The organism is Nonomuraea sp. NPDC001699, assembly GCF_053596455.1.
In genome coordinates, this window is record NZ_JBSFGF010000005.1 from 473,477 (window position 1) to 495,730 (window position 22,254).

The window sequence follows — 22,254 nt, forward strand, 5'->3', positions numbered from 1 at the left end:
GTCGATCTTGAAGGGTTCGCTCTGGAGTTTGTCGCGCAGGGCCAGAAGCCATGATCGTACGAAACCGATCCGGTCCCGGCAGAGGTCTTGCCGGGAGCGTCGCCGGGCACGGTGACCGTACTGGTGTGACCGCAGGTGTGGAGGTCGTGATTTACATCGCACCGTACGACTCCGCCCGAGGTCACTGCAGGTACGTCGAGGTCCGAGGTAGGCAAAAGCCCACCCAGAAGAGTCCGGGTGCCCTCACTGCTCGTAGATCACGAAATGCGTAGCATCTCCCGTCATGTACGAATCGGCGGCGCTGGCCGCGTTGCGAAGCTCTCCCGTGCGGTTCTGGTTCACGCGCTGGCCCTGGATGTCGCTGAAATATCTGGCGATCGGCGCCGCACTTTGCCTCGTGACCTTGTTGGCCTTCACCTTCATCGGCACCATTCCCTACTGGGTGCACTGGCTCGCCACCGCTGAGCGCCGCTGGGTGCGGCTGGCCGGGTTCCGGCCGATCCCCAGCCGCCCGCCGGGAGCCGGGCTCCCCGGCCTGCAGGAGCCGTTGCTGTGGCGTGAGATCGCGTTCGCGCTGGCGCACATGCTGATCGGCTGGGTCTCCTTCGTCGCCCTCTTGGCAGGGCCCGTCTTGGTCTTCGCGGCGATGGTGTCAGTGTTCGTGCTGGCGGGCGTGGATGTGCCGCTGATGCGGGAGCCCTCACAAGCGCCGTTGCTGGCGCTGGTGGGGCTGCTGATCGTGGTCGCCTCGCCGTACGTGGTGACGCTGGCGGCCTACGCGCAGGGAGCACTGGCCATGGCATTGCTTTCGCCCCGGGCCGAAGAACTGCAGGCGCAGGTGGCGTCGTTGGCCAGGGCCAACATCGCCGAGCTGGAACGATTCGAGGGCGAGCGGCAGCGGATCGAACGCGACCTGCACGACGGCACCCAGCAGCACCTGGCCACTTCGGCGATGCGCCTGGGCATGCTCGAACTGGAAGTACGAGAGATGCTCCCGCCAGGGCCGGAGCAGGACTCGGCGCTGGAGTCGCTGGAGGCGGTCAGGAGAGAGAACGAACTGGCGCTGGACACGTTGCGCGACGTCGTACACGGGCTACGGCCACGCACGCTGATCGACGACGGCCTCGGCGCCGCCCTGCGCGAGCTGGCACGTCGCCTACCCGTCACAACCACCGTCGACGCCGAGGGCGTCGGGCGCTTCTCCCTGCCGGTGGAGTCGTCTCTGTACTACATCGCCAGCGAGGCCGTCACCAACGCGATCAAGCACGCTACGCCGGACCACATTCACATCGAGCTGGCAGAGACTTCTGACAGGATCAGGCTGACGGTGTCCGACGACGGCCTCGGTGGCGCGAATTCGGCGCACGGCACTGGGATGGTCGGCATGTACGAGCGGGCCGTCCTGCTCTCAGGCGAGCTCATCGTCGACAGCCCACCGGCCGGGCCGACGAGGATCATCGCCGACATCCCACGTCCGTACTGATCAACATGACGCACAATGGCACCATGCGTGTAGTGATCGCCGAGGACGCGGCCCTGATGAGGGAAGGCCTGGTAGCACTGCTGCAACGCTTCGGCCACCAGGTCGTGCACGCGGCCGAGGACGCCGACGAACTGCTGGAGGCCGTCGCCGGCCACCGCCCCGACGTCGTGATCACCGATGTACGGATGCCGCCCCGCAACGTCGACGACGGACTGCGGGCCGCACTGGCGATCCGCGCCGAGCATCCGGACATCGGCATCCTGGTGCTGTCGCAGTATCTCGGTGACGCCTACGCGGCCAAATTGATCGCCGAGCCCGCGAACGGGCCTCGCCGTGGCGGCGCCGGCTATCTCCTCAAGGATCGCGTCGGCAGGGTCGCCGACTTCATGCAGTCCCTCGACGTCATCGCAGGCGGCGGCATCGTCATCGACCCCAAGGTCATCGGGCACCTCATGTCCTCCGGGCGCCCGCACGCGCTCGACATGCTCAGCGAGCGCGAACACGAGGTCCTGGGCCGGATGGCGACCGGGGAGAGCAACGCCCACATCGCCGCAGGCTTGCACGTCACCGAGGGCGCGGTCGTCAAGCACATCGGCAACATCTTCGCCAAACTGGGCCTCCAAGCCCAGGACGGCAATCGGCGCGTCCTGGCAGTCCTCACCTACCTCCAGGCGGCCCGGCCGGAAGATCCCTGATCAGGTCTCCGGCGGCGGTGGAGTGGCGGCGTTCGGGGAGCGAGACGGGACGGCTTTGAGGGGGTCGGATTGTGCGGTTGGGCGCGGCGGCGTGCTCCGGGCCTTCTGCCTGTTCGCCGTGTCGACGGAGCGCATGGGCCGGGGTTGTGACGTCGCCGCGCAGACGCTGTCCTGCGATCGCACATGTGGGGCTGGCTACTTGTAGAAGTGAAAGGTCAGCGCTGGCCCACTGAGCCGGGTGGCTGATCGTCGTATGGGTTCGGCTCCCGCCACCATGTTTCGTCCTCGTCCCATTCCGTAGGCTCGGCCCACTGCTGGGCGCGCAGGACGATTTCGGCGGGAAGGCGTACAGAGTGGTCTCTTACATAGTGGGCCAGCCCTTGCGGCCACAGGAACACGCCGTCCGTGAGCTCCAGATTGCCGCTGGGCTCGTTACAGATCCGGCATGGTGAAGGGCCTGTTGCTCTGTAGGGAGCCTGTTGACCGCTCTCCAGGTAGAGAGCGAGCAGGTCGCGCTCTTCGGGGTCCCAGTCGGGATCGATCAACTCGTGCGGACGAGGCCGTTCCGGAGCTTCGGGACTCCACCAGTAGCCGATCATTCGCGCCGAGCCGTGGGCATCCACCATGAGGAGATGTTTGCAGATCAGGACTGGCCTTGGCCTCGTAAAGTGTCAGCCGGCGGGTGAGCTTGGCAGAATGAACCTGTGCGGCAGCCGGGCGAGGACGAGGCGCGAATAGGGGCTTGGCGGCTACTGCATGGGGCTTTGGAACGTTTGGCGTGGCCGGCGTCTGATCAGATCGCGTGGCTCGGATCAGTGATGTGCCCTGATGAGCTTGCTCTGGATTTCGATCACGCGTACACGGTCTCGTGGATGGCGCGGGAGGCCGGCTGGATCGGCGACGAGCTGTCCGGGCATCTGGATGAGATCGATCGGCTCCTCGCAGAGTTGACGGAGGAAGGACCGGAGCCGTGGACCTCCGAGGGGCTGCGGAGTCATCCCACTTGGGCGCGTTTGAGAGTCCTCGCGGGTCGCGCTCTGAAGCTCATGCGTGCGGCTCCGTGGACGAGTGGATCAGAGCTCTGATCGTCGTGCCATTACGACACGAGTTCACAGCGGCGTGCGGCCTGGGGGCGGTTGGTTCCGGATGGCTTCGAAGGAGTTGCCGGCGTGTGGCCTGATCTGTGGACGGTCGTAGGAGAAGCTGATCGAGCGCGATGGGACTTTGCGCCGCTTGAGCATGTCGGTCCACTGCGTTTCGGTATGAGCCCGCAGGAAGCGATTGCCGCGATGGAGGTACGGGGATTCACCTCCGATGCCGTCTCCCAGGTCGGCAAGGTCGGCCCCTTCGAACAACTGCGCACGCGCTTTCGCGCCACGGACGCTCCGATGTACCGGGTGGATGTGGTGGCCTACTACCTCGGCTCGAAGGGACTGACCTGTGTTGTTGCCGACGCCTTGTCCGGACCTCAGGTCTCATTGGACGGGATCCGGCTCGTAGGTCGGCTGCCTTCAGAGCTTTCGGCCGAGCTCAGCGCCTACCTGGAGGGATCCGGCAGAGAAGTGAGCTTCACCGCTGAGGGTGACATCGGCTCAGAAGAGCTGGGAATGATCCCTCGTGCGCAGCGAGCCGGCGACATCCTGCTCACCCGGCTGGTTCTTGGGAGGCCCGACGACTGGGCCAACACCATGGACGACTGCGTTCCGGCCGACGAGTGGCGCCTGAACTGAACCCCGTGTGAGACGTTCGTCTGCGGTCCTGTTCCTCGTCGCAGCACGGACACTGGATGTCTGTCTCCATCCGGTCAAGGATCTCTATCCCGTGATCGGCGACCGTGAACTCCACTATGTCGCGATACAGGCGTGTCAGTCTGTGGCGCCGTCTTCCATGCCGGGCGAAGTACTGGTCGATGGCGGTCACGGCTTCCACGTCCAAGGTCATGCCGGCTCCTCTGCTGGGGTCTCGCGATGGTGCGCGTTCAGCTGATCATGATCGAAATCCCTGCGGGGTGTAAGAAGTCGGGCGGTTTGCGCACTTCCCTGGTAGTTGCCCACTGAGGGGAAGGGAGGACGCATGATCGAACCTGGTCTTCGTGACCGGTTCACCGTCTTGTACAGCTCCTGCTATTCGAGCGTGTACGCGTACGCCGTCAGCCGTGCGGGGCGGCAGCTCGCGGAGGAGGTGGCGAGTGAGACGTTCTGCGTCGCGTGGCGGCGGATCGACGACGTGCCGGACGAGGCGCTTCCGTGGCTGCTCGGCGTCGCCCGCAACGTGCTGCGGGAGTCCTACCGGGCGGAGGCCCGGCGTCAGTCGTTGGAGAACGAGCTGGCGGATTGGAGTTCGGCCACGGAGCTGACGGTGCGCGACGTCGCCGAGTCGGTCACCGAGAGGGCAGCCATTTTGCGGGGGCTCGCTGCGCTCTCCGATGAGGATCGTGAACTGCTCACGCTGGTCGCCTGGCATGGTCTGCGAGCCGCGGACGCGGCGAAGGTCGTCGGCTGTTCCACGGCCACGTATTTCGTCCGGTTGCATCGCGCCCGACGCAGGCTCCAGCGTGCACTGGCCGCCGCAGAGCCCCACGCGAGCACAGGCACTGTGTTCTCCTCCCGACCGCTGCCATCCGCAAAGGAGTCCACCCGGTGAAGAAGACCGATGTGATGAAGTCGCTCGCGGCCACTCGTCCGGCGTCGCTCAAGCCGGCGGACGATCCGGAACGGCTCGATCGGATCATCGCGGCCGCGACCACGCGGCCGTCCACGGAGGTCGGGGGGGCGGACGCGCCGGAGCGCGTCCCAGTTCGGCGGCGGCGCCTGCTCTCTCCTGGCCGCTCCCTGCTCGGCCTGGCCGCGGCCGCCGCCGCGGTGGCGGTCATCGTCCCAGCGACGTTGTCCGACAGGACGATCTCTGTCGCGCCTCGGCCCAGTACGTCGGTGTCCGTGACGGGCGAGCCGACCGCCCGGCAGATCCTGCTCGCCGCCGCCGTCGCCGTGGAGAAGGCCCCGGCGAGCGGCGACTACTGGCGTACCGCGACCGTCGACCGGTGGATGTTGACCGACCCCACCCGCAGCTACGTCCTTGAGGGAGGACGCTCCATGGAGGTGTGGCTGGCGAAGCGGCCGGATCTGCGGAGCTGGCGCGTCCGCCAGGTCCTCGGCGTCAAGCCCGCGACACCACAGGACGAGGCCGCCTGGCGGGACGCGGGGGCGCCCACCAGCTGGCGATATCCCAAGGACATGAAGACGGAGAACCTGTTCTCCGTCCCGTCCAAGCCGCTGGAGACGGCGGCAGGCGAGCGGACCGGCGAACAGCTTCACTGGAAGATGGCCGGTGTGCTCGCAGGGAAGCCGTTGACCTGGGAGGAGACGAGCGCGCTCCCGAGCGGGCCCGAGGCGCTCCGGACCTACCTGGAAGAGGGCGTCGGCAAGCTGGACCTGACCGGATCCGGCATGGACGTGGAGGAGGCGAAGGCGCACATCCTCCTCCGGAACTGTGTGGACATCATCAGTACGCTGCCGGCCTCGCCCGAGACCCGTGCGTCCGCGTACCGGATCCTTGCGTCGCTGCCCGGCATACGGGCTGAGGGGGAGATGACCGATCCGCTGGGCCGGCGCGGGGAGACGCTCGCCTATCAGGAGGAGATCGAGCCGGGCGTGTTCGCCCAGGTTCAGCTCGTGGTCGACCCCGGCGCCGGTCAGCTTCTCGCCGAAGTGCGGACGAACACCACCCAGCTTGAGAACGGGCGGCGGGCGGAGCTGCGTCTCTCGACCTCGTTCCAGGCGATCGGCTGGACCGACGAGCGTCCGGAACTGCCCGCGAAAAAGGACTGACTCACTTGCGGCGGGCAGGGCCGGAAGAGGGACGGCGGTGCGTCGTCGTAGGCCTTGCCCGCTCAGGGAGCGGCGCAGACCGCCCAGAAGCGTGCGGCCGGTCCAGTGCAACCTGATGACACGGCGACGTCCCGTCACCCCAGGCCGACTGCCATGGGATTCTCATCGCTGCACATATGCCTCGATGCCATCAAGAATCCTGGCAAGGCCGAATTCGAAGCCGTCGAGCGGGGCTTCGTCGGCGAGGAACATCGGATCCTCGATCGCGTCCGCGACGGCGTTCAGGTTGCGGGAGCGGAGTTGGCTGTCCAGGAACACGCGTACCGCGCGTACGGCTCGTTGCTGGTCGGGGTTCGCGCGGCGCAGCGCGGCCGGGGTCGGGGTGTTGCGCCGCAGGTTGGCGCCGTACCGGGCGTGGCTGTCGAGGAGGTACGCGCAGTTCAGCGTCTGCTGGGCCGCCATTCCGGTCGAGCCGAGCACGGTGATCAGGGCGTCCAGCCAGGCCGCGTTGTGCGGGGTCAGGGAGACGGTCGTCGGCACGTCCAGCAGCCAAGGACGAGAGAGGAAGCGTTCGAACAGCTGGCGTGCCCACAGCGCGGCCGCCTCTCGCCAGTCGCCGTCCGGCAGTGCGGGTGGGTCGCCCCAGGCGCGATCGGCCAGGAGCACGATGAGCTCGTCCTTGGAGCTGACGTAGCGGTACAGCGCGTTGGTGGTGACGCCGATCCGAGCGGCCACCTTCGGCAGCGAGGCGGCGGCGATGCCCTCCTCGTCGGCCAGTTCCGTCGCGACCGCGATGATCTTCTCGACGCTGTGCGCCGGCTTCGGGCCGCGCCGCCCCCCGGTGTCGACGACGCCCCAGGCCGCGGCCAGGCCCGGCGGCAGCGCCCCGAAGTCGGCGTCGTCGGCGTTCGCGCGATCAGGTGCGATCTCGCGATCTCGCGCAGAGTCGGGTCCGGGACTCTTGCGTGGGGTCATGGCCGGCATCCTCTCGAAGATCTGAGAGAAATAGTAGACGGCTTACACAGTTGTTGTTACTGTGCATGCCATGAACACTTCACTGCTTACACAGATTCCGCTTCCGCCCACGGCTCGCCGCTGGATCGGCGTGGCCGCGATCCTCGGCGCCGTCTTCGCGATGGCCGAGCTCCCGCTCTACTTCGTCGTGCCTGCATGTGACCCTCCGGCCTGCAGCGTCGAGACCGGCGCGCTCATGCCGGACTGGCTGATCCTCACCCGTACGCTCTTCAACTTCTGTGCGCTCACGCTGTTCCTGGTGTTCATGAGCGGCGTCCGGTCCCTGATCACGCGGGCCGACGCCCGCTACGAATGGTTCGGGGCGGTCGCCGGCACCGCCGGCGTGGCGTGGACGATCATCGATATGGTCGCCAAGGGGATCGAAGGCAGCAATGCCATCAAGGCCGTCGAGGAGATCGACCCGACCCGTACCGTGCCCACCTACCTGCTCTACGGCTCCATGAGCCACCTGATGCTCGTCGTCTTCGGCGTCGCCTTCGGGTACGCGGTGCTGCGCACCGGCGCCCTCTCACGGTGGGTCGGCTGGTCGTCGTTCGGCATCGCCGCACTGCACCTGGCCGGGGTGCCGTCGATGTTCTTCGGCTTCAACTCGTCGGAGTTCTACGCCTCCAACGGCTGGGGGGCGGTCGCGATGTTCAACGGCATCGCCGCCATCTGGGTGGCGGCCGTCGGCGTCGCGACGCTGAGGCGCAAGCCTGCGCGGGCACTCGTCTGACGGCCGTCGCACAGGCGCGTACGCGTGGCGGGTTCGGCAGGTCGGATTCCGCCGACCCCGCCACCCATGCGTCGCCTCTGGGGTCCTCGCCCGACAGCGCTGCCGATGCCCGTACTGTGACCATCCGATGACGTTCATACATGGGGAGCGAGGCCATTAGTGCTGCACACATGGGTCAGTACCGCAGGAGGGCCGCTCATCGCCGTCCCGCAGTCCGAGCTCGACGGCTGGGCGGGTGTGGACGCCTGGACGGTACAGAGTCCGGGCCACCTACACCCACGACGAGAACAACTCAATGATCCTCGTCCAGCTCCAGCCGACCACCTGATCCTGGGGCGGCGGAGAGAGGGGGATCGATGGCCGTGTTCAGGACCGGCTCACCTCCGCGGCGCGAGAAACACGCAAGAAGTCGTGACCGGTATCGCCACGTTGGCGGCGATGATCGTGGTCGACGTCGTCCTCCCGCTCCGGCGCGGACGGGGGCTCGCGGCACGGCTGGGCACGGCCCTGCTCGTCCCGCTTCCATTCGCCCTCTGCCTGGCGCTGGCCTGAAGACGACCAGCAGCACCGCGACGTGATCAGCCGACGTCGGCGAGTGCGGCGAGCTCGCATACCACCGGCTGGCTGCCCGAGACCCACCTGTATCCGCACGGTCGTCTCTTCCTGCGGGTGCTCGGTCGGACGTGTGAAGGCTCCGACGGACCCAGTGTCCTGATCGGCGTATGACCCGCGACGTGACCGCCTCCGGAGCTGGGCCGGAGGCGGCGTGACGGGGAGGTGAGTGGCAGTCAGGCGGGGAGGAGGCCGATGGCTGCCTTGGTCTGGCGGATCTTGGTGCCGGCCAGGTCGCGGGCTCGTTCGGCGCCGGAGCGCAGGGCCTTCTGGACGTGGCCCGGGTCTTCCGACAGGTGCAGGTAACGGTCGCGGATCGGGGTGAGGGTGGCCACCACCGCGTCGGCCACCGCCTGCTTGAGCTCGCCGTAGCGGTCGAACTGGGACGCCAGGTCCGCGGGGGCGCGGTCGGTGCAGGCGGCCAGGATGGCCAGGAGGTTCGAGACGCCGGGTTTGCGGTCGGGATCGTACGCGACCATGTTGTCCGCGTCGGTGACGGCACGCATCACCTTGCGCCGGAGCACGTCGGGGTCGTCGAGCAGGCGCAGGACGCCGCCCGGCGTGGCGGCTGACTTGCTCATCTTGTCGGTGGGGGAGGTCAGGTCCATGAGGCGGGCGGCCACCGGCGGATTGACCGTCGTGGGGACGGTGAAGACCGGGGCATATCGGGTGTTGAACCGCTGGGCGACGGTTCTGGCCAGCTCGACGTGCTGACGCTGGTCCTCGCCGACGGGGACCTGGTCGGTGTCGTACAGCAGGATGTCGGCGGCCATGAGGATCGGGTAGGTCAGCAGGGACATGCGTACCTGCTGCTGGCGGCTGGACTTCTCCTTGAACTGGATCATCCGCTGGGCCTCGCCGTAGCCCGTGGTGCATTCCAGCAGGTAGTGCAGTTCGGTGTGTTCCGGTACGTGCGACTGGACCAGGAACAGGCAGGACTCGGGGTCCGTGCCGGCGGCGAGCAGCAGGGTGGCGAATTCCAGGGTCCGCCGGTGCACCTGGGCGGGGTCGTGGTCCAGGGTGAGCGCGTGCAGGTCGGAGATGAAGACGACGGTGTCCGTGGTGGTCTGTTCGGCGATGATCGGTGCGATGGCGCCGAAGTAGTTGCCGAGGTGCAGGTCGCCGGACGGCGTGAAGCCTGTGAGACGTCGTGGCATCGGTGGAGCTCCCTCAGGTCGGGAGCCGCCTCTCGTCCTGGGACCGGCCGAGGTACGAGGACACCGACGAGCCGCCCGGGACTGGGCGGCCGCTTGGTGTTGGGTCTGCGCGGATGAGCAGTGCCGCCCTGTTAGGGGCGCCACCAACCGAGAAATGAGTGGATCATCCGCATGACGCCTACCGTACCACCCGGTTTGGAGCGGATGCGTCCTCGGGTTGGTGCTGGATATTCCTGACGGCTAAAGGGCGGGTTTGGTGGCATTTCGGGGGTTTGGTCCGGGATTATGCTGCCTGTGGCGATGCTTCGGTTGTTGGCAATCGGGTTTCTAGCCGGTGTCGTGGCGTTCCCGCTCCTGTGGCTGGAACGCGCGGACGGCTTTCAGCATGCGCGGGTCGCGGCACTGTTGGCACTGGGGGCGGGGCCCCTTTTTCGGAGTGCTTGTCGCCACTCAGGCGTGGGCTATGGGCCGATGGGTCGAGGGACGCGCCGAGGTGGACGATATCGACGCCGAAACCGTCCTGGCGTTTCTGGCGACCATTTCCGGGACGGTGACGACGGCCGTCGGCCTGTCCATCGTCCTGTTGCGATGGTCCGGTTATGATTCCCGAACCGCGCCGTTACGTCAGCGGCGTGCGCGCAGGCGCGCGTGAACGAATTCCGTCACGCACGGAACTCCGTTTCCGGGGCTGATCGGTGGAACGAGGAGTTCGGTGAAGTACTGGTTATGGCGGGTGCTGGTCGCGTTTGTCGTGGCGTTCTCAGGAATGGCGGGACAGGCCGTGGCGGCGCCCGGTCACGAAGGCGGTGTCGGTGACGACCTGGAGATCGCGGTCTTCCTGTGCGCGCCGTCCGCGGCCAGGTGTCACAAGCGGTACGCGACGGCGAAGCAGCGTCGTGAACTCGGGGCGTTCCTGAAGTCGGTGCCCGAGGTGACCGAGGTGCGGTTCGTGAGCCGGGCGGCGGCGTACGCGGCGTTCCGGCGGGAGTTCGCCGGCCGGAAGAAGACGCTGGCCGGGGTGCGGGCCAAGGACCTGCCGGAGTCGTTCCGGGTACGGGTGTCGGGGGTGGCCGATCGGGCTCGCGTTCTGGCCGCGGCGGAATCGCGGCCGGGGGTGTGGTGGGTCGTCGACCAGGCGGATGGCCGCTTCAAGACCCAGCCGTCCTGGAACGAGGATTTCTCTGTGCTGCTCTGCACGGGAACCTCGTTCACGAAGGGGTGCGAGCGCGGGCGGGGCAGTGCGAACGACGCGGCTGCCACGGCGAAGGAGAAGAAGGCGATCGTCGCCGCCATCGAGCGGATTCCCGGCCTGGAATCGTACGTGTTCGAGGATCAGCAGACGGCGTATCGGAACTTCGTCGAGACGTACGCGGACGACGAGTCCCTGATCTTGGCCACCAGGATGTCGGACATGCCCATGAGATATCGGCTGTGGGTCCGGCCGAAGGGGAATCCCGGTTCCTGGGGCCACCGGCTGGCGGGCATGCCGGGGGTGAGCCAGGTGGACGACCTGGGGTGTCTGGCCGAAGGAGTGCGGTTCTGGCTGGAGTACGGGCTGGAGAATCATCGGTCCTGGACCAGGGAATGCGAGTTGCGCTGAGACAGGGCGGCCGCCGGTTCGAGCGTTTCGTTCAAGACCGGCGACACGATCGTGGACGTCGGCCGCGGTACCGGTTCACAGGCGATGCTGCTCCACCGACCCGAACCGCGGGCCCGGGTCATCGGCGGGATCAGCTCCAGGTGGCGCGCTTGAGCACCCCGGCCAGCCCGTAGGTGTTCCAGGCGTCCACCACCAGGATCCTGGACTGCGGCAGGAACCACTCCCGCTGCGTCCACTTCGAGGTCGTGCGGCCGGTGTCGTTCGTCACGCAGCGGTTCGGCCAGGTGGTGTACTGCGCCTTGTGCCCGGCGCCCACCGGCCGCAGCCCGCGGTAGGAGGCCTTCTCGCCGGGGTACCAGCTCAGCTTGGAGTTGTACGGGCACGGGATCACCCCGCTGAACGGATGGAACTGCTCCTTCCCCGTGTACGTGAAGGAACCGCCGCCGACCGGCACGTTCGTGTACTCCTTCGGCCCGAAGATCCAGAAGCTCTCGCAGTCGGGCGCGAACGGCTCCGCCTTCTTGCACAACAACCCGGTCACCACCACGACGTGGTCGCCCGACCGGCGCACCTGCCAGTCGGCGGGGATCCTCAGGGTCATGCCGCGGAAGGAGACGGTCCTGACCTGCGCAGAGGAGGAGGCCGACGCGGTGGACGCGGTCGCGGGCAGTACGGCCGCCGAGGTCAGGACGGCGAGAAGGAGAAGGCTTTTTCTCATGCTTCGGGAAGGTACGCACCCCCACTTGCGGAGGGCTGGCCATCCACTTGGAGGACGTCCGCCTCGGGTGGGTATGGGGTAAAGCATGATCTTCCTGAGACGGGCCGTCCTGATGGTCCTCCTCGCCTTCCTGGTCATCCCGATCACCGAGGTCGTCGCCGGTCCGCAGCCGGCCGCGGCGCAGTCCCGCGCCGAGGCGCAGGCCGGTGCGGCACGGGCCCGCCGCATGCTGGCCCAGCTCCGCGTCGCCAGGCCCTTGTCGCTGCGCGGCTACAGCCATCGCCGGTTCCAGCCCCGGTGGGGACGTCACAAGGGAAGGTGCGACGTACGGGAGACCGTCCTGGCCCGCGACGGGCGACGGGTGCGCAGGAACGCCGCCTGCCGCGCGGTGAAGGGCGTCTGGTACAGCCCGTACGACGGCAGGCGGTTGAAGAGCGAGCGCCTGGTGGACGTCGACCACGTCGTGCCGCTGGCCTACGCCTGGCGCTCGGGCGCCAAGAGGTGGAGCCAGGCGCGGCGGCGGGCCTTCGCCAACGACCTCACCCGTCCTGAGCTGGTCACCGTCAGCCATTCCGCCAACATCGCCAAGGGCGGGCAGGGGCCGCAGAGCTGGCGTCCGCGCCGCCGCGCCTACTGGTGCCGCTACGCGACCTCGTGGATCACCGTGAAACACCATTACCGGCTGTTCGTGACGCGCGGCGAGCGCAAGGCGCTGTCCAACATGCTCAGGACCTGTGGGCGCTGACCCAGAACGGGAGAAACAGGGATGAAGCCTGACAAAACTGCTGTTGATCAGCGGTTGGATGGGGTGCATGACTGCTCACGAGGTGGCCCGGAGGCTGCCCGACATCCCCGTGCTGCGTGACCTCTGCCGATCGATGGCGGTGCTGGAGGCGGTCCTGAGCCCGGAGTGGGAGGACCGCTTCCACTCCTTCGACGCCCACTGGAGCCCGGGTGAGGAGATGGCCTCCCTGCGGAACGGCTCCGGCGACGACTACTCGATCGTCTTCTCCTCGAAGGGCGCCTACATCCGTGCTTTCGACCACGAGTCCGAGATGAGCCCGTACGCGAACGACGGGCCGTGGCCCGGCGTGCTCGACTCGGTCCCGGACGTCTTCCTCGACTGCGTACGTGAACCCGCGTTCCGCGACGAGGACGGCCTGCCGCTCGTGACCGCCTGCATCTGGCGCGAGCCCGGCGACGGGGAGTGGCGCACGGGCGACATCGCCTACCCGGACGCGGCCGAGGACGCCGACGGCGCGTCGGGCCTGTTCGCGCTGCTCACGGACCCCTCGCCGGAGGCGTTCCGGCGGTTCGCCGAGGACCACTACGAGATCCCGGTGGACCTGGACGCGGTCCGGCACGTCTTCGCCCTCCGCCCGCTCACCCCCGCCGTCGTGGCCGCGCTGAACGCCGAGCTCACCCTCCAGGACCTCGCCGAGGACCTTGCGGAAGCCGGGTACCCGATGCCGGAAGCCGGCCACCCGATGGCGGAGGCCGGGTAGCCGGGCGGTCGCGCTCACGCCTGCCCGGCGAACACCGCCTTGAGCGCCTCCGCCGTCGCGCGCGGGAAGGCGGTGTTGCCGTTGTGGCCGCCCGGGAGCGTGACCGGCTCGGTGCCGAGCAGCTCCGCCAGCGCGAGCGCGCAGCGGTAGGTGTGCACCGAAGGCCGGGTGGTACGGCCGATCGCCGGGATCACCCGCGTCCCGGTGTGCGTCAGCTCCGCCGGGGCGAGGTCGTCCGCCATGACCGCCGTGAACTCCGTCCCGATGAAGAAGCCGAAGTTGGCCTGCCGCCTCGGCGTGAGCGGTTGCGGGGTGAGCCCTTCCTCGGTTTCGTCGTGGGCCGGGTCGATGCCGAGGTGCCGGGTGATCGCGGGGAAGGCCGCCGGCAGCCCGCCGGACGCGTACGCCTGCTGGATGGCCGTCAGCTCGGAGACGTGCTCGGCCCGGCCGGCGGCGGGCAGCAGGTTCGGCGTCACGGGCTCGTGCGCGATCAGTGTGCCGAGCACGCCGGGGTGCCGCGCCGCCACCTGGAGGCCGATCGCGCCTCCCATGCTGAACCCGGCCATCAGCGCGGGCCCGTCGGCCACCTCGGCGAGCAGCCGCACGACGTCGTCGGCGTGGTCGGCCATGGTGACGGGCGGCGCGCCGGGGTCGAGGGCGCTGCGCGACAGGCCGCGCCGGTCGTAGGTGACGACCGTGAAGGCGTCGGCCAGGAGCGGCACCAGGTCGGCGGTGCGGTCGGCGTCGCCCTCGCCGCTCTGGGACAGCAGGAGGACGGGCCCGTCGCCCTCGACCTGGAAGTGGAGGGTGGCACCCGGGACGGAAAGCGCGTTCATGATCGGTCTCCTCTACAAAAAGCATCTAAATCGATGCATCGATATAGATGTATCATGTCCTCATGAACGGAGTCCAACTGTTCCTGCTCGGCCGCACCCTCATGAAGATCGGCGAGCAGGCGATGCCCCAGCCGAAGGGCGACGGCCCGCGCGGCTCGGTCCGTACGGTGCTCGTGGTCCTCGGGGACGTGGTCGCCCATCCCGGCACGACGGTCAGCGAGATCGCGGCGCGGACCGGCCTGCCGCAGAGCCAGGTGTCCACGGCCGTCGCGCGGCTGGAGTCCACGGGGTCCGTCGAGGGCGTGCCCGATCCGGCCGACCGGCGGCGGCGGCTCATCCGTCCCGCCGCGACGCCGTCGGCCCGGGTCGCCGAGGTCAGGGCCGCCACGATCGACGACGCCCTCGCCGCCGCGCTCCCCGACCCGGGCCCCGAGGCGGTCCGTGAGGTCGCCGCCGCCCTGGACGTGCTGGCCCGCCACCTCACGCCGGAGGTCACCGCCCGCGTCCGCGCCGTCGACATGGAGAGCGCCGTCGACATGGGGAGCGCCGTCGACGCGGAGAGCGCCGTACGATCTCAACCGTGACCGCCTCCGGCAGGACCCTCTACGTCATCGTGTGCGCGGCCGGCCCGGCCGGCGACGTGGCCAGGCTCGTCGTCCCGGCCCAGGGCGAGGGCTGGGACGTCCAGGTCGTCGCCACGCCGTCGGCGCTCGACTTCATCGACGTGCCCGAGCTGGAGCGCCTGACCGGCCGTCCGGTCCGCAGCCGCTACCGCAAGCCGCACGAGCCCAAGCCGCCCAGGGCCGACGCGATCGTCGTCGCCCCGGCCACGTACAACACGATCAACAAGTTCGCCATGGGCGTCGCCGACACCTACGCGCTGGGGGTGCTGGCCGAGGCCCCTGGGCTGGGCATCCCGGTGGTCGTCCTGCCGTTCGTCAACAGCGCGCTCGCCGCGCGGGCGCCCTTCCGGCGCAGCGTCGAGGAGCTGCGGTCGGAGGGGGTGCGCGTCCTGATCGGCCAGGGGCAGTTCGAGCCGCACGCCCCGAGCACGGGCGACGGCAACGACACCTACGTCTGGGAGAGCGCGCTCACGGCGCTGCGTCCATAGAGGGCCGATCGCGGCCCTTGTCGAACGAGATTCGCGAATGACATTCTGGAATTCGGAACCTCGTCTCCGGAGGACGCATGGACAAGGAAGCCCTCCGCCGCAAATACCTCGAAGAGCGCGACAAGCGGCTGCGCCCGGACGGCGACGACCAGTACGTCCGCCTCACCGGCCGCTTCGCCCACTACCTGGACGACCCGTACACGCCGAGGACCGAGCGCGACCCGAAGACCGACCACGTGACGGTGGCCTTCGTCGGCGGCGGGTTCGCCGGGCTCGTCACCGGCGCCCGGCTCAAGGAGGCGGGCATCGACGACGTGCGGATCGTCGAGAAGGGCGGCGACTTCGGCGGCACCTGGTACTGGAACCGCTACCCGGGAGCACAGTGCGACACCGCGTCGTTCGTGTACATGCCGCTCCTGGAGGAGACCGGCCACATGCCGACGGAGAAGTACGCGCACGCCCCCGAGATCCTCGAACACTGCCGCCGCATCGGCAAGCACTACGGCCTGTACGACAACGCGCTCTTCCACACCGAGGTCCAGGACCTGGAGTGGGACGCGTCCCGGTCGCGCTGGACCGTCCGCACGAACCGCGGCGACGCGTTCACCGCCCAGTTCGTGGTCATGGGGATCGGCCCGCTGCACGTGCCCAAGCTCCCCGGTATCCCCGGCATCGACGACTTCCTAGGGCATTCGTTCCACACCAGCCGATGGGACTACGACTACACCGGCGGCGACCCCACGGGCGCGCCCATGGACCGGCTGGCGGGCAAGCGCGTCGCCGTCATCGGCACGGGCGCGACGGCCGTGCAGTGCGTGCCGCACCTGGCCCGCGCCTGCGCCGAGCTGTACGTGTTCCAGCGCACCCCCTCCTCGGTGGACGTACGCGACAACCGGCCCACCGACCCCGCCTGGTTCGCCGGGATCGCGACCCCGGGCTGGCAGCGGCGCTGGCTGGAGAACTTCACCGGCAACCAGACCGGCGGCCTGACCGACGAGGACCTGGTGATGGACGGCTGGACCGACATCGCCCGGCGGATCCGCGCCCGCATCACGGCGCTCCCGCCCGAGGACCTGACCCCGGAGAAGATGGCGCAGGCGTACGAGGACTCCGACTTCGAGAAGATGGAGGAGATCCGGGCCCGCGTCGACGCGATCGTCCGCGACCCGGAGACCGCCGCGAAGCTGAAGCCCTGGTACCGCCAGCTCTGCAAGCGTCCCTGCTTCCACGACGAGTACCTGCAGTCCTTCAACGTCCCCGGCACCCGCCTGGTCGACACCGACGGCAAGGGCGTCGAGCGCGTCACCGAGCGCGGCGTGGTGGCCGGCGGCGTCGAGTACGAGGTCGACTGCGTCATCTACGCCTCGGGCTTCGAGGTGACCACCGACTACACCCGGCGCGCCGGCTACGAGCTGACCGGCCGCGACGGCGTCCGGCTCACCGACCACTGGGCGGACGGCATGCGCACCCTGCACGGCATCCACGCGCACGGCTTCCCGAACGCCTTCGTCGTCCAGCCCGCGCAGGGCGCGAACCTCATCTCCAACATCCCGCACAACCTCACCGAGGCCGCCCGGACGATCGCCCTGACCATCGGCCACGCGCTCGCCCACGGCTTCGACGAGATCGAGGTGACCGAGGAGGCCGAGGACGCCTGGATCGAGCTGCTGCTGTCCGGCCCCGGAAGCATCCTCGGCGCCTCCGCCGACTGCACACCCGGCTACTACAACAACGAGGGCCGCGATCCCGGCAGGAAAGGCCGCCTGAACATCGGTCACCCGCAGGGTGCAATGGCGTACTTCGCGTATATCGACGGGTGGCGGACGTCGGGCGCGTTCGAGGGGCTGGAGTTCCGCAAGCGCGCAGAGGGAGATTGACCCGATCGGTCCTCTGGAAGCATTACTGCCCTGCCGGTGAATTCACTCTTCCGTGACCGGACATTGTCGGCCATCGTATTCGATGTCACACTCATGCGTAACGCCACCAGGGAAAAGGGGTTATGCCGTGGCGCGTCCATGGGAAGCTGACGCATCGGCCGAGCTGCGACGACGCCTGGGGAGGTCGGCCCTTGAGCTTGGCGATACCACCGCAAGTCCCTCATGTCCTGATATCTGGGAACTGTCCAACGGCGATATCGCGATAATCGGACGCGACCTTACGGACAGTTACCGGGGCCGGCTGCCCGCGGGGGTTAGTATTGCCCGTGACGAACGCCTGGTCGTCATTCCCCGCAAGATGCTCGTAGCCGCCAAGCCGGATATCCCTGATGCTTAGAAACGTCGCTGCGGCCAAGTCCCAGCAGCTCACGCCCGACGAGTATTTCGCTGATTTCTGGCCGTACTTCCGCGATCTCGAACGGGTGTTTTGGAAGCTTGAGACGCGCCAGAGCTACCGTGAGCCCGACGAGCCGAGCTGGCTGGCCCTCGACGCCGGCGACTGGGGCGAGGCGATCCGGCTCATCGACGAGCGCCGGCAGGAGATCCAGCGGCCGCTGCGCGAGGCGGGGGAGTTCGCGATGCGGCGGGTCCGGCTCGTCGAGCGGCCCTTCAGTTCCTACCTGCAGTGGGAGCTCTACTACATCCGCCTGCGGGCCCTGGCCGGCGAGCAGATCCGCGTCCTCGAAGCCGACGGCCTGGCGGCGCTCGGCTTCCCCGAGGCGCTGCCCGAGGTGGTCATCCTTGACACGACGGTCATGTACGAGGTGCTCTACAGCCAGGACGGCACACTGACCGGAGCGCGCAAGATCCTCGACCGGTCGTTGATCGAGAGCTGCGGAGACGACATGGAGAAGCTCTTCGGCCAGGGCGCGGAGCTCATTCCGTACATGACCGCCGAACGCGACGTGCTTCCTCCGCCGCTGCGCCACTCGGCCACGTTCTAGCCCGGTGAACAGACGGTCGTTCGGGCGCTACTGGGTGACCATCCTGCTCCTGCTGTCGGTCGTCGCCGCCGCCGGCCTGGTCGTCGCCTCCCCCTTCTTCCTGGCCGCCCTGGGACGCAGCCGCGGCGACTGGTCGGTGCTCGGCGACATCGGCCAGACGTACGGCGCGGCCTCGGCCATCCTGGCCGTGCTCGCGCTGATCGGCGTGGCGTTCTCGCTCGTGCTCCAGGCCAGGGAGGCCAAGTCCGCCAGGGAGCAGGCGCTGCGCACGCTGCACGGCGACCTGATGAAGATGGCGATGGACGACCCGCTCTACCGGGCGTGCTGGGGGGCGTTCTTCGCCTCCGGCGACGAGGAGGGCCAGCGGGCCCACCTGTACGTGAACATGATCCTCAACCACTGGCTGCTGATGTGGGAGCTGCGCTCGATCACCGAGGCCCACCTGCGGGAGGTCGCCGCGACCGTGCTCGCCGGGCCGATCGGCGGCGGGTTCTGGCGGCAGGTGCGGGCGTTGCGGATGACGAGCGCCGGGTCGCGCAGGGAGCGCCGGTTCAACCTGATCGTCGACGACGTCTACTCCGAGGTGACCGCCGGCGGGACGGCGTCCGTGGCGGCGGCGCCGCGCCGGGGAGGTTCGGTGGCGGTGCGGGTCGGGGTGGTGCTCGCGTTGGTTGTGGTCGTACGGCGTATTTTGCGCAGGTTCGTGGGGGACTGGCACTAGTTTCGTGCACCATGAGCTACGACCTGTACTTCGGCTCGGAGGACGACGAGCCGCGTCCACCGGACCTGGTGGCCTGGAACAACGTCGTCACCCAGGCCCGCGCGCTCCTCGGCGAGGTGAAGATCTTCGAGGACCCGCCCAACTGGGACCTCGAACACGAGGGCACCGGCATCTCGGTGAACCACTGGGAAGGCGGCTGGGGGATCAGCGTGCCGTTCTGGTGGCACGGTGACGCCGCTGGCCGGGTCGTGGAGCTGATGTACCAGGTGGCGCGGATCGTCGAGCGGGAGTCGGGGCTCGCCGGCGGCGATCCCCAGCTCGGCCGCCCACTGGCGGAGGCCGACGCGGCGGAGGCGGTCCTGATGTTCGACTCGGTCGCGGTGCGCTACGGGAGGGTTTGACCCCTTCAATCTGAACGATCGGTCGTTAATGTATGCTGAGCGGCATGGCCGACGTGAAGGAAGACGGTCGCCGGGCGCGCGGGCAGCGCAGCCGTGAGGCGATCCTCGGGCAGGCCGTGTCACTGGCTTCGGTGCACGGCCTGGACGGGCTGACCCTGGGCCGGTTGGCCGAAGCCGCCGGGGTCAGCAAATCCGGATTTTTCGCCCACTGGCGCGACAAGGAGCAGCTCCAGCTCGACACCGTCGAATGGGCCGTCCGCCAGTGGACGGACGAGATCGTCAGGCCCGCGCTCAAGGCCCCGCCCGGCGTGGCCCGCGTCCTGGCCCTGCACGAGGCCCGGCTGCGCTTCTACGAGACCGGCGTCCTCCCCGGCGGGTGCTTCTTCTACACCGCGCAGGTCGAGTTCGACGACCGTCCCGGCCCGGTCAGGGACCGGGTGGCCGAGGCGGCGGCCGACTGGCTCGCCTTCATCGAGCGGCTGGTGCGCGAGGCGGTCGAGCTGGGCGAGCTGCCGCCGCAGACCGACCCGGCGCAGCTCGCGTACGAGATCGAAGCCCTGGGGGAGTCCGTGGTCACCCAGACCCGCCTGCTCGGCAGGGGCGGGGCCGCCTACGAGCGGTCCCGTCGCGCCGTCCACGACCGACTGAAGGAGCCCGTGTGACCCAGACCCGACCCGCCCAGGTGCACTTCGACGACCTCGACGCGATGGGCCTGCTGCACAACTCGCGCTACGCCCTGCTGGTCGAGCGCGCCATCTCCGCCTACTGGGCCGAGCAGGGTTGGAGCTTCGACCCGGCGATCTCCAAGTTCAAGGACCTCTACCTGGCCGTCCGCGAGTTCAAGATCACATACAACGCGCCGGTCATGGGCGCGGGTGAGGTGCTGGTCGACTTCTGGATCGACCGCATGGGCCGGACCAGCGGCGTCTACGGCTTCCGGGTCCTGTCCGGCGACCGCTCGGTCGTGCACGCCGAGGGCTACCGCGTCAACGTCAACCTCGACCCGCAGACCTTCCGGCCCGCGCCGTTCAGCGCGGAGCTGCGTACGGCCGCCGAGCCGCTGATGGCGGGCTGAGCCGCCGAAGGTAGACCCCGCACTACTGCGCGCCGTTCCCCGCCGCCGATACGGTCACCGGGTGGGAAACAGGACCGCGCTCGAAGCGCTCACGCAGCGCCCGCCCGCCTTCCTCCGGTCGGCCTGGACGTGGCGGTGCGTGGCGTACCTGCTGGGCAGCGTGGTCCCGGGGGCGGCCGTCGGCCTGGGCGTCATGGTGGTCGGGCTCGCCGGGCCGCCGGTGAGCCTGCTGCTCGTGCCGGTGCTGCCGGCGCTGGTCGTGCCGCTGATCGCCCGGTTCGAGCGCGTACGGCTGCGTCTGGTGGACACCGTGCCGCTGCCGCCGGTGCCCGACCGGCGCAGGCGGGAGGCCGGGGTCGCCGTCATGACGGTGTTCGCGATGTGGTGGATCGACCTGCTCATGCTGGGGTTCACCGTCGGGGGGCCGGTGCTGCTGATCCTGTCGCCCGTGGTGCAGCCGGAGGTCGTGCCGGCCGCCGGGCTCGTGGCGAGCGTGGCGGGGGTGCTGCTGCTGCCGGTGGCGGCGTACACGATCACGGCGTGGGGCGGGGCGCGCGGCGCGATGGTCAGGGCGGTGCTCGCGCCCACCGGGTCGGAGCTGAGCGAGGTCATGCGGTCGCGGGCGCGCCTGGTGGACGCGTTCGAGACCGAGCGCCGCAGGATCGAGCGGGACCTGCACGACGGCGCGCAGCAGCGGCTGGTCGCGCTGTCGATGACGCTCGGCATGGCCAGGCTGGACGTGCCCGACGACTCCCCGATGGCAAGGACGCTCGGCCGGGCGCACGACGAGGCCAGGCAGGCGCTGGCCGAGCTGCGCGAGCTGATCAGGGGCGTGCATTCGCAGGTGCTGACCGACCGGGGGCTGGGCGCGGCGGTCCGCGACGTCGCCGGACGCTCGCCGGTGCCCGTGGACGTGGACGTCGACGGGCTGGGCCGGCTGCCGGCGCCGGTCGAGGTCACCGCGTACTACGTGGTCAGCGAGGCGCTGGCGAACGTCGCCAGGCACAGCGCGGCCACCAGGGCCGCGGTCACCGCCCGGACGGCGGCCGGCACGCTGGCCGTCGAGGTCCGCGACGACGGCGTGGGCGGCGCCGACCCGGCCAGGGGGACCGGGCTGACCGGCCTGGCCGACAGACTGGCCGTGGTGGAGGGAAGATTGTCGGTGTCCAGCCCGCCGGGCGGCCCGACCCTGGTGAGAGTGGAGATCCCGTGCGCGTGGTGATCGCCGAGGACGCCGTGCTGCTCCGCGAGGGGCTGGTCGGGCTGCTCGAACGTTTCGGCCACACCGTGGCCGCCTCGGTCGGCGACGCGGACGCCCTGGTCGCGGCGGTCGCCGAGCACCGCCCCGACGCCGTGGTGACCGACGTGCGGATGCCTCCCGGCTTCACCGACGAGGGCCTGCGCGCCGCGCTCGACCTGCGCCGCCGCCATCCCGGCCTGGCCGTGCTCGTGCTCAGCCAGCACGTCGAGCAGACGTACGCGGCCGAGCTGCTGGAGTCCGGCGACGGCGCGGGCGTCGGCTACCTGCTCAAGGACCGCATCGGCGACGTGCGCGAGTTCGTGGACGCGCTCGACCGGGTGGCCGCGGGCGGCACGGTCGTGGACCCGGAGGTGGTGCGCCAGCTCCTGCGGCGGCGGCGCGACCCGCTGGCCCGGCTCACCCCGCGCGAGCAGCAGGTGCTCGGCCTGATCGCCGAGGGCCGCGCGAACGCCTCGATCGCCAGGGAGCTGGTCGTCACCGAGGCCGCCGTGGCCAAGCACATCGCCGGCATCTTCACCAAGCTCGACCTGCCGCCCGAGTCCGACGGGCACCGCCGGGTCCTGGCCGTGCTGGCCTACCTTCAGGGATGACCGGCAGGAAGTCCGAAAAGTAAGGTCTGTT

General features: G+C 69.3%; 27 protein-coding genes. 22 read left to right on the forward strand and 5 right to left on the reverse strand.

Annotation, left to right across the window (positions count from 1 at the left end; all coding sequences use genetic code 11):
- The first annotated feature begins 283 nt into the window (after positions 1-283).
- Together ACWCSU_RS18845 and ACWCSU_RS18850 are read left to right on the forward strand one after the other, a co-directional pair.
- Positions 284-1,483 carry a sensor histidine kinase gene (locus ACWCSU_RS18845; protein WP_449936293.1) on the forward strand — a complete coding sequence of 400 codons (1,200 nt, stop codon included), beginning with the start codon at positions 284-286 and terminating at the stop codon, positions 1,481-1,483.
- Between the two features lie 23 nt (positions 1,484-1,506).
- The gene (locus ACWCSU_RS18850) at positions 1,507-2,178 is read left to right on the forward strand and encodes a response regulator transcription factor (protein WP_357693230.1); all 672 of its coding nucleotides are present in this window, start codon (positions 1,507-1,509) and stop codon (positions 2,176-2,178) included.
- A 215-nt stretch (positions 2,179-2,393) separates the two neighbouring features.
- On the opposite strand, the gene ACWCSU_RS18855 is transcribed toward ACWCSU_RS18850, so the two are convergent.
- Complete coding sequence (locus ACWCSU_RS18855) at positions 2,394-2,804, reverse strand: hypothetical protein (RefSeq protein ID WP_357693228.1); 411 nt, start codon at positions 2,802-2,804, stop codon at positions 2,394-2,396.
- Positions 2,805-3,347: 543 nt separating this feature from the next.
- Between ACWCSU_RS18855 and ACWCSU_RS18860 the strand changes: the two genes are divergently transcribed.
- The 3 genes from ACWCSU_RS18860 (at position 3,348) to ACWCSU_RS18870 (ending at position 6,005) form a co-directional block, all read left to right on the forward strand.
- Positions 3,348-3,908 (forward strand): hypothetical protein, encoded by a 561-nt coding sequence (locus tag ACWCSU_RS18860; RefSeq protein WP_449936297.1) that lies wholly within the window; start codon positions 3,348-3,350, stop codon positions 3,906-3,908.
- Between the two features lie 343 nt (positions 3,909-4,251).
- Positions 4,252-4,821 carry an RNA polymerase sigma factor gene (locus ACWCSU_RS18865; protein WP_357693224.1) on the forward strand — a complete coding sequence of 190 codons (570 nt, stop codon included), beginning with the start codon at positions 4,252-4,254 and terminating at the stop codon, positions 4,819-4,821.
- The gene (locus ACWCSU_RS18870; RefSeq protein WP_449936300.1) at positions 4,818-6,005 is read left to right on the forward strand and encodes a CU044_5270 family protein; all 1,188 of its coding nucleotides are present in this window, start codon (positions 4,818-4,820) and stop codon (positions 6,003-6,005) included. The genes ACWCSU_RS18865 and ACWCSU_RS18870 overlap by 4 nt, the downstream gene beginning before the upstream one ends.
- A gap of 162 nt (positions 6,006-6,167) precedes the next feature.
- Here the strand turns inward: ACWCSU_RS18870 and ACWCSU_RS18875 are convergent, their stop codons facing one another.
- Positions 6,168-6,980, reverse strand: a complete 813-nt coding sequence (locus ACWCSU_RS18875) for a TetR/AcrR family transcriptional regulator (RefSeq protein ID WP_357693220.1) — start codon at positions 6,978-6,980, stop codon at positions 6,168-6,170.
- A gap of 70 nt (positions 6,981-7,050) precedes the next feature.
- Between ACWCSU_RS18875 and ACWCSU_RS18880 the strand changes: the two genes are divergently transcribed.
- On the forward strand, positions 7,051-7,755 hold the full coding sequence (locus tag ACWCSU_RS18880; RefSeq protein WP_357693218.1) for a hypothetical protein: 705 nt from the start codon (positions 7,051-7,053) through the stop codon (positions 7,753-7,755).
- A 411-nt stretch (positions 7,756-8,166) separates the two neighbouring features.
- Entirely contained in the window at positions 8,167-8,307 is a 141-nt protein-coding gene (locus ACWCSU_RS18885) for a hypothetical protein (RefSeq protein ID WP_449936302.1), read from the forward strand.
- A 236-nt stretch (positions 8,308-8,543) separates the two neighbouring features.
- On the opposite strand, the gene trpS is transcribed toward ACWCSU_RS18885, so the two are convergent.
- Complete coding sequence (trpS, locus tag ACWCSU_RS18890; protein ID WP_449936304.1) at positions 8,544-9,524, reverse strand: tryptophan--tRNA ligase; 981 nt, start codon at positions 9,522-9,524, stop codon at positions 8,544-8,546.
- A 493-nt stretch (positions 9,525-10,017) separates the two neighbouring features.
- Here trpS and ACWCSU_RS18895 point away from each other — a divergent pair, with 493 nt between their 5' ends.
- Positions 10,018-10,176, forward strand: a complete 159-nt coding sequence (locus ACWCSU_RS18895; RefSeq protein WP_449936306.1) for a hypothetical protein — start codon at positions 10,018-10,020, stop codon at positions 10,174-10,176.
- A 60-nt stretch (positions 10,177-10,236) separates the two neighbouring features.
- Entirely contained in the window at positions 10,237-11,124 is an 888-nt protein-coding gene (locus ACWCSU_RS18900; RefSeq protein ID WP_449936307.1) for a permease-like cell division protein FtsX, read from the forward strand.
- 130 nt (positions 11,125-11,254) lie between these two features.
- On the opposite strand, the gene ACWCSU_RS18905 is transcribed toward ACWCSU_RS18900, so the two are convergent.
- A complete protein-coding gene (locus ACWCSU_RS18905) occupies positions 11,255-11,842 on the reverse strand; it encodes a hypothetical protein (protein WP_357693208.1) in 588 nt (195 codons plus the stop codon).
- Between the two features lie 85 nt (positions 11,843-11,927).
- Here ACWCSU_RS18905 and ACWCSU_RS18910 point away from each other — a divergent pair, with 85 nt between their 5' ends.
- On the forward strand, positions 11,928-12,587 hold the full coding sequence (locus tag ACWCSU_RS18910; RefSeq protein ID WP_364083412.1) for an HNH endonuclease family protein: 660 nt from the start codon (positions 11,928-11,930) through the stop codon (positions 12,585-12,587).
- A 67-nt stretch (positions 12,588-12,654) separates the two neighbouring features.
- A complete protein-coding gene (locus tag ACWCSU_RS18915; protein ID WP_449936311.1) occupies positions 12,655-13,347 on the forward strand; it encodes a hypothetical protein in 693 nt (230 codons plus the stop codon).
- Positions 13,348-13,361: 14 nt separating this feature from the next.
- Here ACWCSU_RS18915 and ACWCSU_RS18920 read toward each other — a convergent pair whose 3' ends face one another.
- Entirely contained in the window at positions 13,362-14,183 is an 822-nt protein-coding gene (locus tag ACWCSU_RS18920) for an alpha/beta fold hydrolase (RefSeq protein WP_357693202.1), read from the reverse strand.
- Between the two features lie 62 nt (positions 14,184-14,245).
- On the opposite strand from ACWCSU_RS18920, the gene ACWCSU_RS18925 reads away from it, so the two are divergent.
- The 11 genes from ACWCSU_RS18925 to ACWCSU_RS18975 all read left to right on the forward strand — a co-directional run bounded on the left by ACWCSU_RS18925 (position 14,246) and on the right by ACWCSU_RS18975 (position 22,223).
- Entirely contained in the window at positions 14,246-14,767 is a 522-nt protein-coding gene (locus ACWCSU_RS18925) for a MarR family winged helix-turn-helix transcriptional regulator (RefSeq protein WP_449936313.1), read from the forward strand.
- Positions 14,764-15,294 carry a flavoprotein gene (locus tag ACWCSU_RS18930; protein WP_357693198.1) on the forward strand — a complete coding sequence of 177 codons (531 nt, stop codon included), beginning with the start codon at positions 14,764-14,766 and terminating at the stop codon, positions 15,292-15,294. Before ACWCSU_RS18925 ends, ACWCSU_RS18930 begins: the two co-directional genes overlap by 4 nt.
- Positions 15,295-15,371: 77 nt before the next feature.
- Positions 15,372-17,171, forward strand: coding sequence for a flavin-containing monooxygenase (locus tag ACWCSU_RS18935; RefSeq protein WP_364083397.1), 1,800 nt, complete (start codon positions 15,372-15,374; stop codon positions 17,169-17,171).
- A gap of 127 nt (positions 17,172-17,298) precedes the next feature.
- Positions 17,299-17,568: a hypothetical protein gene (locus ACWCSU_RS18940; protein WP_357693194.1), complete on the forward strand. Its 270-nt coding sequence runs from the start codon at positions 17,299-17,301 to the stop codon at positions 17,566-17,568.
- A complete protein-coding gene (locus ACWCSU_RS18945; protein WP_449936316.1) occupies positions 17,561-18,175 on the forward strand; it encodes a DUF6879 family protein in 615 nt (204 codons plus the stop codon). The genes ACWCSU_RS18940 and ACWCSU_RS18945 overlap by 8 nt, the downstream gene beginning before the upstream one ends.
- A gap of 4 nt (positions 18,176-18,179) precedes the next feature.
- On the forward strand, positions 18,180-18,896 hold the full coding sequence (locus tag ACWCSU_RS18950) for a DUF6082 family protein (protein WP_449936318.1): 717 nt from the start codon (positions 18,180-18,182) through the stop codon (positions 18,894-18,896).
- Positions 18,897-18,907: 11 nt separating this feature from the next.
- Positions 18,908-19,297, forward strand: a complete 390-nt coding sequence (locus tag ACWCSU_RS18955; protein WP_449936321.1) for a hypothetical protein — start codon at positions 18,908-18,910, stop codon at positions 19,295-19,297.
- A gap of 44 nt (positions 19,298-19,341) precedes the next feature.
- Positions 19,342-19,959 (forward strand): TetR/AcrR family transcriptional regulator, encoded by a 618-nt coding sequence (locus ACWCSU_RS18960; protein ID WP_357693186.1) that lies wholly within the window; start codon positions 19,342-19,344, stop codon positions 19,957-19,959.
- Entirely contained in the window at positions 19,956-20,372 is a 417-nt protein-coding gene (locus ACWCSU_RS18965; protein ID WP_357693184.1) for an acyl-CoA thioesterase, read from the forward strand. Before ACWCSU_RS18960 ends, ACWCSU_RS18965 begins: the two co-directional genes overlap by 4 nt.
- A gap of 61 nt (positions 20,373-20,433) precedes the next feature.
- Positions 20,434-21,594: a sensor histidine kinase gene (locus ACWCSU_RS18970; protein WP_357693182.1), complete on the forward strand. Its 1,161-nt coding sequence runs from the start codon at positions 20,434-20,436 to the stop codon at positions 21,592-21,594.
- Positions 21,582-22,223, forward strand: coding sequence for a response regulator (locus ACWCSU_RS18975; protein WP_449936325.1), 642 nt, complete (start codon positions 21,582-21,584; stop codon positions 22,221-22,223). Before ACWCSU_RS18970 ends, ACWCSU_RS18975 begins: the two co-directional genes overlap by 13 nt.
- The last annotated feature ends 31 nt before the right edge of the window (positions 22,224-22,254 follow it).

Coding starts and splice junctions, on each gene's coding strand:
- ACWCSU_RS18925 (WP_449936313.1), top strand. CDS start 14,246: ATGAACGGAGTCCAACTGTTCCTGCTCGGCCGCACCCTCATGAAGATC.
- ACWCSU_RS18865 (WP_357693224.1), top strand. CDS start 4,252: ATGATCGAACCTGGTCTTCGTGACCGGTTCACCGTCTTGTACAGCTCC.
- ACWCSU_RS18845 (WP_449936293.1), top strand. CDS start 284: ATGTACGAATCGGCGGCGCTGGCCGCGTTGCGAAGCTCTCCCGTGCGG.
- ACWCSU_RS18850 (WP_357693230.1), top strand. CDS start 1,507: ATGCGTGTAGTGATCGCCGAGGACGCGGCCCTGATGAGGGAAGGCCTG.
- ACWCSU_RS18915 (WP_449936311.1), top strand. CDS start 12,655: ATGACTGCTCACGAGGTGGCCCGGAGGCTGCCCGACATCCCCGTGCTG.
- ACWCSU_RS18920 (WP_357693202.1), bottom strand. CDS start 14,183: ATGAACGCGCTTTCCGTCCCGGGTGCCACCCTCCACTTCCAGGTCGAG.
- ACWCSU_RS18910 (WP_364083412.1), top strand. CDS start 11,928: ATGATCTTCCTGAGACGGGCCGTCCTGATGGTCCTCCTCGCCTTCCTG.
- ACWCSU_RS18875 (WP_357693220.1), bottom strand. CDS start 6,980: ATGACCCCACGCAAGAGTCCCGGACCCGACTCTGCGCGAGATCGCGAG.
- ACWCSU_RS18960 (WP_357693186.1), top strand. CDS start 19,342: ATGGCCGACGTGAAGGAAGACGGTCGCCGGGCGCGCGGGCAGCGCAGC.
- ACWCSU_RS18935 (WP_364083397.1), top strand. CDS start 15,372: ATGGACAAGGAAGCCCTCCGCCGCAAATACCTCGAAGAGCGCGACAAG.
- ACWCSU_RS18855 (WP_357693228.1), bottom strand. CDS start 2,804: ATGGTGGATGCCCACGGCTCGGCGCGAATGATCGGCTACTGGTGGAGT.
- ACWCSU_RS18955 (WP_449936321.1), top strand. CDS start 18,908: ATGAGCTACGACCTGTACTTCGGCTCGGAGGACGACGAGCCGCGTCCA.
- ACWCSU_RS18880 (WP_357693218.1), top strand. CDS start 7,051: ATGAACACTTCACTGCTTACACAGATTCCGCTTCCGCCCACGGCTCGC.
- ACWCSU_RS18905 (WP_357693208.1), bottom strand. CDS start 11,842: ATGAGAAAAAGCCTTCTCCTTCTCGCCGTCCTGACCTCGGCGGCCGTA.
- trpS (WP_449936304.1), bottom strand. CDS start 9,524: ATGCCACGACGTCTCACAGGCTTCACGCCGTCCGGCGACCTGCACCTC.
- ACWCSU_RS18945 (WP_449936316.1), top strand. CDS start 17,561: ATGCTTAGAAACGTCGCTGCGGCCAAGTCCCAGCAGCTCACGCCCGAC.